At 61.7% G+C, this 11184-nt stretch carries 11 protein-coding genes; 10 read left to right on the forward strand and 1 reads right to left on the reverse strand.

All coding sequences use genetic code 11. The features are described 5' to 3' along the window. Positions 1 to 31: 31 nt before the first annotated feature. Positions 32 to 1777, forward strand: a complete 1746-nt coding sequence (locus HYN24_RS13775; RefSeq protein WP_117609783.1) for a bifunctional diguanylate cyclase/phosphodiesterase — start codon at positions 32 to 34, stop codon at positions 1775 to 1777. On the opposite strand, the gene HYN24_RS13780 is transcribed toward HYN24_RS13775, so the two are convergent. Next, complete coding sequence (locus tag HYN24_RS13780; protein WP_117609784.1) at positions 1767 to 3266, reverse strand: polyamine aminopropyltransferase; 1500 nt, start codon at positions 3264 to 3266, stop codon at positions 1767 to 1769. The two genes, HYN24_RS13775 and HYN24_RS13780, sit on opposite strands and share 11 nt — an antisense overlap. A gap of 85 nt (positions 3267 to 3351) precedes the next feature. On the opposite strand from HYN24_RS13780, the gene HYN24_RS13785 reads away from it, so the two are divergent. The 9 genes from HYN24_RS13785 (at position 3352) to HYN24_RS13825 (ending at position 11169) form a co-directional block, all read left to right on the forward strand. Continuing rightward, positions 3352 to 3918, forward strand: coding sequence for a YceI family protein (locus HYN24_RS13785; protein WP_162888745.1), 567 nt, complete (start codon positions 3352 to 3354; stop codon positions 3916 to 3918). Positions 3919 to 4018: 100 nt separating this feature from the next. After that, positions 4019 to 5128 carry a bifunctional 3,4-dihydroxy-2-butanone-4-phosphate synthase/GTP cyclohydrolase II gene (ribBA, locus tag HYN24_RS13790; protein WP_117609786.1) on the forward strand — a complete coding sequence of 370 codons (1110 nt, stop codon included), beginning with the start codon at positions 4019 to 4021 and terminating at the stop codon, positions 5126 to 5128. A 3-nt stretch (positions 5129 to 5131) separates the two neighbouring features. Then, positions 5132 to 5605, forward strand: coding sequence for a 6,7-dimethyl-8-ribityllumazine synthase (gene ribH, locus HYN24_RS13795; protein ID WP_117609787.1), 474 nt, complete (start codon positions 5132 to 5134; stop codon positions 5603 to 5605). Next, on the forward strand, positions 5602 to 6090 hold the full coding sequence (gene nusB / locus HYN24_RS13800; protein ID WP_117609788.1) for a transcription antitermination factor NusB: 489 nt from the start codon (positions 5602 to 5604) through the stop codon (positions 6088 to 6090). The genes ribH and nusB overlap by 4 nt, the downstream gene beginning before the upstream one ends. 4 nt (positions 6091 to 6094) lie before the next feature. Further along, complete coding sequence (gene thiL / locus HYN24_RS13805) at positions 6095 to 7066, forward strand: thiamine-phosphate kinase (protein ID WP_117609789.1); 972 nt, start codon at positions 6095 to 6097, stop codon at positions 7064 to 7066. Continuing rightward, positions 7050 to 7535, forward strand: coding sequence for a phosphatidylglycerophosphatase A (locus HYN24_RS13810; RefSeq protein WP_205421397.1), 486 nt, complete (start codon positions 7050 to 7052; stop codon positions 7533 to 7535). Before thiL ends, HYN24_RS13810 begins: the two co-directional genes overlap by 17 nt. Positions 7536 to 7590: 55 nt before the next feature. Continuing rightward, positions 7591 to 7863, forward strand: coding sequence for a type II toxin-antitoxin system HicA family toxin (locus tag HYN24_RS13815; protein WP_117609790.1), 273 nt, complete (start codon positions 7591 to 7593; stop codon positions 7861 to 7863). A 13-nt stretch (positions 7864 to 7876) separates the two neighbouring features. Continuing rightward, positions 7877 to 8653, forward strand: coding sequence for a hypothetical protein (locus tag HYN24_RS13820; RefSeq protein WP_117609791.1), 777 nt, complete (start codon positions 7877 to 7879; stop codon positions 8651 to 8653). Beyond that, the gene (locus HYN24_RS13825; RefSeq protein ID WP_117609792.1) at positions 8626 to 11169 is read left to right on the forward strand and encodes a PAS domain-containing protein; all 2544 of its coding nucleotides are present in this window, start codon (positions 8626 to 8628) and stop codon (positions 11167 to 11169) included. Before HYN24_RS13820 ends, HYN24_RS13825 begins: the two co-directional genes overlap by 28 nt. Positions 11170 to 11184: the final 15 nt, after the last annotated feature.

The raw sequence follows: 11184 nt of genomic DNA on the forward strand, positions 1-11184 counted from the left end.
GAATTGGCGCATACATAGTCAGGTTGTTCTAATGAAGCGCGCCGTCACCAGCAATGCCGAGCACTCCTCGAAGCGGAACTCCCCCTCCGAGAAGGCTCTGCTTTGCGCTTTCGAACAAAGCCACGAAGGCATTCTGGTCACTGACTGCAACAACCACATTGTTGCGGCCAACCAGGCCTTCACCCGACTGAGTGGCTATTCACTCAAAGAACTGATCGGCCGGAACCCCAGGGTTCTGGCCTCCGGTCGCACCACCCAGGCCCTCTATGCGGCCATGCGGCAGGCCCTCGACACCCAGGACTACTGGGAAGGTGAGGTCTGGAACAAGCACAAGGATGGCTCGATCTATCCGCGCCAACTGAAGATATCCGTGCTGCGCCATGCCGACGGCAGCTTTCAGGGGCATGTCGCCAACTACATCGACACCCATGCCAGCCACGAGGTTGCCGACCGCCTGACCTATCTGGCCTATCACGATCCGCTGACCAACCTGCCCAACCGGCTGGCTTTCGAATTACAATTGGCGCAGTCCCTGCGCGCCTGCGAACGCACTAACCAGCAGTTGGCGCTGATGTTGATCGACCTCGATAACTTCAAGAACATCAACGACACGCTCGGCCATCAGATCGGCGACCAGCTCTTGCAAAGCGTCGCCCAGCGCTTGCGCGAATGCGTCCGGGCCAGCGATCTGGTCGCCCGCATCGGCGGTGATGAATTCGTCGTCGTCCTCCCGGAAATCGAATCCCCGCTGACCGCTGCCCGCGTTGCCAGCAAGATTCAGAGCAATCTGGTCGACAGCCACATGATCTCCGATCACGTGCTGTACGCCACCCCCAGCATCGGCATCAGCCTGTATCCGATTGATGGACGTGATCCCGGCACATTGCTCCGCAATGCCGACACGGCGATGTACTTCGCCAAGAGCGCCGGCCGCAACAACCACCAGTTCTATACAACCCGAATGAACGAGGCGGCGGGCGAGCGCCTCCAGATGGAAAACGAACTGCGTCAGGCCGTCGCCGGCATCTCGCCGACCGGTAGCGAGTTTGCCCTGCACTTCCAGCCGCAGATCGAGACGGTCAGCGGACGCGTTGTCGGCGTTGAGGCCCTGCTGCGCTGGAACAGCCCGAAGCTCGGTTTGATTTCGCCGATGCGCTTCATTCCCATCGCCGAAGAAACCGGCCTGATCCAGCCACTTGGTGATTGGGTGATCTGGGAAACCTGCCGCCTGATCCGCGTGATGAAGGGCCGGGGAGTCACCGGTATCCGCGTTGCCATCAACATTTCGGCCCAGCAACTACGCCACGAAAACCTGGTGCTGCTGGTCCGCGGGGCACTCGCCTGCTACGACCTGGAAGCGCAGGATATCGAGCTGGAAATCACCGAAAGTACGGCCATGGACAAGCCGGAAATGACCCTGACCATCCTCGACCAGCTCGCCGCGATGGGTGTCAAGCTGGCCATCGACGATTTCGGCACGGGCTATTCATCGCTGGCCTACCTCAAGCACCTGCCCATCCACCGGCTCAAACTCGACCGATCCTTCGTCAAGGACCTCGAAACCGACCCCAACGATGCGGCCATCTGTACCGCGACAATCGCCCTTGGCCACAGCCTCGGCCTTGAACTGGTGGCCGAAGGCGTCGAAACCGAAACCCAGCGCGACTTCCTTGCCGGTCTTGGCTGCGACATGCTGCAAGGTTACCTGTATAGCCGCCCCATGCCTTTCGAAGCGACGGTGGACTACCTCAAGGCCCACCAGCCGACTAACGGATAACCTGACGCCACTCGGCTTCGAAGGTACGCACCAGCACCTGATTGTTCAACTGATTGACCTCGGCCGGCAGGCGGGCCATATCGGCCGGAAACAGGAATAGGCCGGGCAGCATTTCCGCCGTCAAAAAACGCGTGGTTTCCGGGATGAGCGGCCCCGGCACAAATGCCTGACGCCCCGCGATGATGTACCCCCATTCGCCAAACGACGGCACCAGTGCGTGATAGGGCGCCGTCTTGAAACCAGCGCTTTCGAGGGTCGTCACCACGCACCAGAAGGATTGCCGGGCATAAAGCGGCGAGGTCGACTGGACAACGAGCAAGCCGCGTGCCGACAGTCGTTTCTCGACCAGGCGGTAGAAAGCCGAGGTATACAGCTTGCCCAGCGCAAAATTGGTCGGATCGGGGAAATCGATAACGATGAAGTCGAAATAGTCGCGGCTTTCCTCCAGCCACTGCAGGGCATCGGCGCTGACCACCGTCACTTTCGGTGAGCTCAGCGCCCCCTGATTCAAGGCCACCAATGGCGGCGCCGTCGAAAACAGGTCGGTCATCGCCGGATCGAGATCGACCAGCGTCACTGCCTCGATGCCCGGATACTTGAGAATTTCGCGCACCGCCAGCCCGTCACCGCCACCCAGCACCAGCACACGTTTGGCACCGGGCAAGCTGGACAGACCGGGATGAACCAGTGCCTCGTGATAGCGGTATTCGTCGCGCGATGAAAACTGCAGGTTGTTGTTGATGAACAGGCGCAGGTCGTCACGCCAGCGCGTCACAACAAGGCGCTGGTAGGGCGTCGTTTCGGCATGGATGATTTCGTCGGCATAGAGGTGGCTTTCGGCCAGGGTCGTCAGTTGTCCGGCGCCAGCGAAGCCGGCAACCAGCAGTCCGAATACCGTCCAGCTTTGCACCGCCAGCCAGCGCCGCGCGGGCAACTGGTCGCGGAAAAGGTGTAGCGCCCACAGCGCCACGGCGACATTGAGAACGCCAAAGAGCAGCCCCGTCCTAACCATACCAATCTGTGGCGCCAGCACCAGCGGAAACAGGATGGAGACCGCCAGCGCGCCGAGGTAATCGAAAGTAAGCACTTGCGACACGAGGTCCTTGAAGGCCAGTTCACGCTTGAGGATTCGCATCACCAGCGGGATTTCCAGACCAACGAGAATCCCGACGCCAAACACCGCGAGATAGAGCACCAGCTTGAATGGTGCTGACAGCCAGGTAAAGACAAGGAACAACCCGATCGCCGAAAAACCGCCAAGCAGCCCGACAATCAATTCGATCTGGATGAAACGCCCGATCAAGTCGCGGGTGATGTATTTCGATAGCCATGAGCCAGCCCCCATGGCGAACAGGTAAGTGCCGATCACCGTCGAGAACTGGGTCACCGAATCGCCCAGCAGGTACGACGACAACGCCCCGGCAATCAGCTCGTAAGCCAGACCGCATGAGGCAATGACAAAGACGGAAAAAAGGAGGGCGTGCCGCATGGGCAAAGATGCTAACACGCGGCGGGGAACGCCTCGCCAGCGGCACGGTCAGAACGACAGTCCCCAATCATTCAGGCGAAACCCCGTGCTGACGAAATCCTTCATCCCTACCCTGCTGCTGGCCGCCTGGCTCCCCCTGGCGCAGGCCGAGGAATTCGCCATCGATCCGACGCACACCTACGCCAGCTTCGAAATTGACCACCTCGGCTTTTCCACCCAGCGCGGCCAGTTCAACCGGAGCAGCGGCATTGTCGAATTCGATCCCGAGGGCAAGACCGGCCGCATCGACATCAGCATCGACGTCGCTTCACTCGACACCGGCTTTGAACTGCGCGACAAGGTGCTGCGCGGCGAATCGTGGTTCAACGCCAAAGACCATCCCTACATTTTCTTTCGCAGCCAGACCCTGATTTTCACTGACGAACGCCTCAGCGCCGTCGACGGCATCCTCGTCATGCTCGGCGAAGTCCGTCCGCTACGCCTCGACATCAGCCGCTTCAAGTGCGGTTTCAATCTGGCCAAACGGCAGCACGGCTGTGGCGCCGACGCCACGGGCGTGCTGCGCCGCTCCGATTTTGGCCTGAGCAATGGCCTGCCCTTCATCGGCGATGAGGTCAGGCTGCGCATCCAGGTCGAAGCCTACCGCCCCTGAGTCGCCGCACCGACAGGCCACCGCCCGTGCACTAAAGTCATGTGCTAATCCCCTGTTTCTGCGAAAATAGCACCCCCCTTTTGCTGTTCCCGGATACCCAATGCCACCCCATCCCACCATTGCCAGCACCGCCGAGATCGTTGCCGAACTCAAGGCCGGCCGCATGGTCATCCTGGTCGATGAAGAAGACCGTGAAAACGAGGGCGACCTTGTCATGGCCGCCGAACACATCACGCCCGATGCCATCAATTTCATGGCCAAGCATGGTCGCGGCCTGATCTGCCTGACGCTGACCGAAGCCCGCTGCCGCAAGCTTGGCCTGGTTCAGATGGCGAAGAACAACAAGACCCAGTACGGCACCGCCTTCACCGTTTCCATCGAAGCCGCCGAAGGCGTCACCACCGGCATCTCCGCGGCAGACCGGGCGCGCACCATCCAGGTCGCCGTGGCCAAGGGCACGACCATCGACGATATCGTCCAGCCCGGTCACGTCTTTCCCATCACCGCCCGCGAAGGCGGCGTGCTGGTCCGCGCCGGTCACACCGAAGCCGGCTGCGACCTGGCTGGAATGGCCGGTCTGGAGCCGTCCTCGGTAATCTGCGAAATCATGAACGACGACGGCACCATGGCCCGCCTCCCGGAACTGATGGATTTCGCCCAGACCCACGGCCTGAAGATCGGCACCATCGCCGACCTCATCCATTACCGTGCCGCCTCCGAAACCCTGGTCAAGCGAGTCACCAGCAAGACGATCAGCACCGCCCACGGCGATTTCACCATGCACGCCTATGTCGACCAGGCGAGTGGGGCAACCCACCTGGCCCTGGTCAAGGGCAACATCGCCGCCGGCGAGGAAACCCTGGTCCGCGTGCATGAGCCGCTGTCGGTACTCGACTTCCTTGATCCGGCCAGCAAGCGCCAGGCTTTTTCCATCGACGAAGCGCAAGCGGCCCTGACCCAGTTCGGTCACGGCGTCATCGTCCTCATGCACCGTCCGGAAGATGGCGAAGCCCTGCTTGCCCGCCTCACCGGCACGGCGCCGAGCGCCCCGACCAAATGGGATCCCCGGACCTACGGCATCGGTGCCCAGATCCTGCGCGACCTCGGCGTTTCCCGCATGCGCCTGCTCTCCAGCCCGCGCAAGATGCCCTCCATGACCGGCTTTGGCCTTGAAGTTACCGGTTTCGTCACCACGCCAGCGGAGTTGTAAGCCATGTCCCGTTTCGACAATATCTTTGAATTCGACAACAACCTCGACGGCAGCGGTCTGCGTGTTGGCATCGTCATGAGCCGCTTCAACCTGCCCGTCTGCGAAGCCCTGCTTTCGTCGTGCGTCGCTGAACTGAAGCGCCTCGGCGTCGCCGATGCCGACATGAGCATCGCCAATGTCCCCGGCGCCCTCGAAATTCCCCTGGTCCTGCAAACCATGGCGCAAAGTGGCAGTTTCGACGCGCTGGTCGCCCTCGGTGCGGTCATTCGCGGCGACACCTACCATTTCGAAGTCGTTTCCAATGACGCCTGCCGCGCCATCATGGAAGTCCAGCTCGACACCGGCATCCCCATTGCCAACGGCATCCTCACCTGCGATACCGACGAGCAGGCCGAAGTCCGCACCCAACCCAAGGGCAGCGACTGCGCCCAGGCCGCCGTCGAAATGGCCAATCTCCAGAAAGCCCTGCTCCAATGACCACCTTCCTCAGCGACAGCGAACATCCCCACGACGTCAAGGCACCGCCCAAGTCGGCCCGTCGCCGGGCCCGCGAGTTCGTGCTGCAAGGCCTTTATCAGTGGCGTGTCGGCGGCGCCGATGAGGCCGCCATCGAAGCCTACGCCCCGGAAATGGAAGGTTTCGCCAAGGCTGACCGCGAATTCTTCGTCGGCACCCTGCGCGGCGTCATTGGTCAGGGGGAAGCGCTGATCGAGAAGATTTCGGTGCACATCGACCGCCCGTTCACCGAACTGTCGCCCGTCGAAGCCTGTATCCTCATGCTCGGCAGCTTCGAGATGATCAACCATCCGGAAACCCCGTACCGCGTCATCATCAATGAGGCCATCGAACTGACCAAGGCCTTCGGCGGCACCGACGGCCACAAGTACATCAATGGCGTTCTCGACAAGGTCGCCGGCGTCGTCCGGGCCGACGAGGTTGCCGCCCGCAAGCAGGGCAAGTAAATCAATGGCGGGCGAATTTAACCTGATCAGGAAGTATTTCGTCCGCCCCACCCCGTCGGCCATCCTCGGCCCCGGCGATGATTGCGCGCTGGTCCAGCCGAGCCCCGGCAAGCAACTGGCAGTCACCACCGACATGCTGGTCGCCGGCACCCATTTCCTGCCCGACACCAACCCCCGCAACCTCGGCTGGAAGGCGCTCGCCGTCAATATCTCCGATCTCGCCGCGATGGGTGCGCAACCACGCTGGGCAACGTTGGCCGGGGCGCTACCGGCGGTTGATGAAGCGTGGATCGCCAGCTTTGCCGACGGCTTTTTCGCCTGTGCCGCCGAATACGGGGTCGACGTCATCGGCGGCGACACGACCAAAGGCCCGCTCAACGTCTGCATTACCGCCATGGGTGAAGTCGAACCCGGCCGCGCCCTGCACCGCGACGGGGCCAAGGCCGGCGACCAGATCTGGGTATCCGGCCGCCCCGGCCTGGCCAGCCTCGGCCTCGCCCACCTTCAGGGCCGCATCACGCTGCCCGAACCATGGCCGCGCCTGTGCGTCGGGGCGCTCGAAAAGCCCCGCCCGCGCGTCGCCCTCGGCCTTGCCCTGAACGGCATTGCCAGTGCCGCCATTGATGTTTCCGACGGCCTGCTCGCCGATCTCGGCCATATTGCCGAACGCTCGGGCTGCGCGGCGGCTGTCAAACTGGTCCAGCTACCGCATCTGCCCAAGGGCGAAAGCTACGATGCCGACCTCCGCCGCATGGCCCTCGAATGCCAGCTGACCGGTGGCGACGACTACGAGCTGTGCTTTACCGCCCCCGGCACGCAAAGCCTCGCTATCGCGCAAATTGCCGCCCAACTCGAGCTGCCGCTGTGGAATATCGGCGAAATGGTCGCTGGCGCTGGCGTGACCGTCCTCGATCCGGACGGCAAGCCGGTCGAATTCGACCGCAAGGGATACGATCACTTTGGCCCGACGTCCTGACCTGAAATTCCTGCTCGCCCACCCGGCGCATTTTTTTGCCCTGGGCTGCGGCAGCGGGCTGGCCCCGAAAGCGCCGGGGACCTTCGGCACCCTGTTCGCCTGGGCGACCTACGCGCTCTTCCACGCCTATTTTTCCGATGGCGGTCTGCTCTTCCTGTTGAGCGCCGCCTACCTCGCCGGCATCTGGTTCATCGATGTCACCGGCCGGGCCATCGGCGATCCCGACCACGGCAGCATTGTCTGGGACGAAATCGTGCCCTTCTGGCTGGTCCTGCTCCTGACGCCCGATACCATCCTCTGGCAACTCGCCGCCTTCGCCCTGTTCCGCTTTTTCGACATCACCAAGCCACAACCGGCCCGCTATTTTGACGAACACGTCAAAAATGGCTTCGGCGTCATGGCTGATGATCTTGTTGCGGCTGGGTACACCCTGCTCGCCCTGGCCATGCTGAAGATCGTATTTGCCTGACATGGCGGCGCCACAGGCATAGAATATCCAGGTTCGTTACGCTTGGAGCTTCACCATGAGTCACAAGCATGCTCACCTGATGCGCAGCATTTTCCAGGACCCGCCCTCGGCCAACATCCACTGGCGGGAGATTGAGTCGCTGCTCCACCACCTCGGTGCCGAGGTCGAATCGGCCCACGGCGCACGCTTCAAGGTCACGCTCAACAAGGTTGAGGCCTTCCTCCATCACCCGCACAACAGCAGCACCTGCAGCCGCATGGATATCAAGACCATCCGCGAGATGCTGACCCATGCCGGGGTGACCCTTTCCAGCTACGAGGCGGGCTGAGCCGAAAGCTGTCGTGACACCTCCTGCCCTCACCCCGGTCAGCCCCGCCACTTCGCCCCTCGCTTTTCCCCGGCATCGTTTCGGCCGGCAATGGCTGGCGCTGGGACTGGGCCTGCTGCTTCTCGGAGCGGAAATCGGCTTTGACCAGCTGACATCGCGCCGCCGTATCGAGAATGAAGCGACGAGCCGGCTGGAAAACCACAGCCTGATCGCTGCCGAAGAAATGGAGCGCCGACTTCGCTCGATCAGCGTGGTACTCGACAAGCTCCGCGACACGGCACCCCGGCAACTCACCCAACCGGATGGAAAAGCCGTTATCACCCGGGAAATGGAGACACTGGCCCAGGCGCTTGAGGGTATCCGCACCCTGGCCGTCTTTGATGCCAGCGGCACCGCGCTGGTCAGCAACCAGCCAGAACTGCCGGGAAAGAATTTTTCCCAGCGGGAATACTTCAAGGCCTTCCTGACGAACCCCAAGGCTGAGACGCTGTATCTGAGCGAACCCTTCGTCACCACCCTGGGTGCCTACACCATCATCGTCGGCCGCATGATCAGCGGGCCGCAGGGGGAATTTGCCGGCCTGGTCACGGCCACCCTCGATAGCGAGAGCATGCGCACCATGCTCGCCTCGATCCATGCCGGCCCCGATGCGACACTCTCGGTGGCCCATGGCAAGGGCAAGATCCTGATTCTCTTTCCGGAGCAGAATAATGTCCCCAGGGTCAGTCGGTCGATGTCCCTGGTTCTTTTTTCCGTCGGCACATGGATAGCGCCCAGCCGGCCAGCCTGATGACCGGCCGCTCATTCTCGATCGGCCGCGAGCGGATGATGTCAATGCGCACCCTGCAACCAGAGATGCTGCACATGTCGGCGCCACTGATCGTTGGCGCGGCACGCGACGTCGAGGATATTTTCGCCCCGTGGCAATCCGAGACAACCCACCGCATCCTGTCTTTTCTCCTTCTGGCCAGTATTTGCGCGCTCCTGCTATTCCTCTACCAACGCCGGCAACAAGCCTTCGATCGGCAAATCCGGGAGAAAGAGGAGGCCAACCTTCGCTCCTTGTTCATCCTTCAGCACTTCATCGACCATTTCCCCGGATTGGCTTATGTCAAGGATGCCGATGCACGCACTCTGGTCGCCAACCGGGGATTCAAAACCCTGCTCGGCATCGACCCGGACGAACTGATCGGCAAGACCACCCAGGAAGCGTTTCCCGGCGAGTTCGGCGAAAAAATCTCCAACGAAGACAGGGAAGTCCTCTCCACCGGCATCAGCAAGGTCATTGAAGAAAACCTTAACGGCCGGGATTACGAAACCACCAAATTCGTCGTCGACGATGGCAGTGGCAACAAGCTGCTGGGCGGCATGACCATCGACGTCACCCGGCGCAAGGATGCCGAACGCGAACGCCAGGCACAGATGATCGAACTGCGCGCCCTCAATATCCAGCTGGCCAATACCGAGGAAGGTATGCGCCGGCTGTCGACGGCGGTTGAGCAAAGCCCGGCCAGTATCGTGATCACCGATCTAGATGCCAGAATCATCTTCGTCAATGAGGCGTTTACCCTGGCCAGCGGCTATACGGCGACCGAGATCATCGGCCAGACCCCGAAAATTCTCCAGTCCGGCCAGACGCCACCAGAAACCTATCGGCAAATGTGGCCGGCACTACTGGCCGGCAAGGTCTGGCGCGGCGAATTCATCAACCGGCGCAAGGATGGTTCGCACTACCTCGAGCTGGCAACCATTTCTCCGGTTCGCGACAGTAGCGGACGGGTCACCCATTATGTGGCCGTCAAGGAAGACATCACGGAACAACGGCGCAATGAGGCCGAACTCTCCGCCCACCGCCGACACCTTGAAATACTGGTCGAGCAACGCACCCACGAACTCGCCGTAGCCAGAGACAAGGCCGACTCCGCCAACCAGGCCAAATCGGAATTTCTGGCCAACATGAGTCACGAAATCCGCACCCCGATGAACGCCATCATCGGCCTCAACTACCTGCTCGGGCAAAGCCCGCTGCAACCGGAACAGCGCGAAAAGCTGAACAAGGTATCGACAGCCGCGCAGCATCTGCTCCAGATCATCAACGACATTCTCGACCTGTCAAAAATTGAAGCGGGCAAGCTGGTGCTCGAAAGCCGAGAGTTTTCGCCGGCCGAAGTCCTCCAGAACGTTGGCGCGATGATTCGCGACCGGGCCAGCGGCAAGGGCCTGACCGTACGGATCAAGGACGATGGATTGCCGGAGCGGGCAATGGGCGACGTTACCCGCCTGCGTCAGGTGCTGCTCAACTTCAGCAGCAATGCACTCAAGTTCACCGAAGAGGGCGAGATCGCCATCGAAGGCGAATTGCTGGGTATTGAGGGTGAGCACGTCAACTGCCGGTTCACCGTCAGCGATACCGGCATCGGCATCCGCCCCGAAGATACCGCCCGCCTGTTCAACGCCTTCGAACAACTCGACAGCGCTACCAACCGGCGTTTTGGCGGCACCGGCCTGGGTCTGGCCATCGCCCGCCACCTCGCCGAGCTGATGGGGGGCCAAGTCGGCGTAGACAGCACACCTGGCGTCGGCAGCCGCTTCTGGATCACCGCCCGCCTGGGCCTGGCCCACCAAGAATCAGCCAGCCCACCCGCCCCGGCCACGCTGCCTGCGAAGCCGCTGCGCGGCCGTGTTCTGGTGGTCGAAGATGACCAGATCAATCGCGACATCGTCGTCGAACTGTTGACCAGTATCGGACTCGATGTCGTCACCGCCGAAAATGGTTTACAGGCCGTCGACCAGTACAAACTGTCTGGCTTTGATCTGATCCTGATGGACATCCAGATGCCGGAACTCAACGGACTGGACGCCACCCGGGAAATTCGCGCCCTCGCTGGTGGCGACTCAATCCCCATCGTGGCGCTCACGGCCAACGCCTTTGAAGAGGACAGGCAACGCTGCATGGATGCGGGAATGACCGACTTCCTCGGCAAGCCAGCCCCGCCTGACCAGTTGTATGCGCTACTTGCGAAATATCTGCCGTCCAGACATAGCCAGCCAGCCGCCGCCGCGCCATTGCCGGATAGCGCGGCAGCCGCGCCGGCCGGTGCCGCCGACCTCCTGCCCAAACTCGACGTCCTGGCGGCACTGCTAGCCAGTGGCGACATTGAGGCGACCCGCCAGTTCACCCGCCTGCAAGCCCAGCTATCCCAGCATTGTCCGGCCGAGTGCGAGCAACTGCGCCAGAAGATCGCCCTGTTCGACTTTGATGCGACACCGCCACTGATAGAAAGAATAAAAAGGCTGATAAGCTGATTTTTTTCTTCGGCG

This window comes from Dechloromonas sp. HYN0024 (genome assembly GCF_003441615.1).
In the GTDB taxonomy this organism is placed as follows: domain Bacteria; phylum Pseudomonadota; class Gammaproteobacteria; order Burkholderiales; family Rhodocyclaceae; genus Azonexus.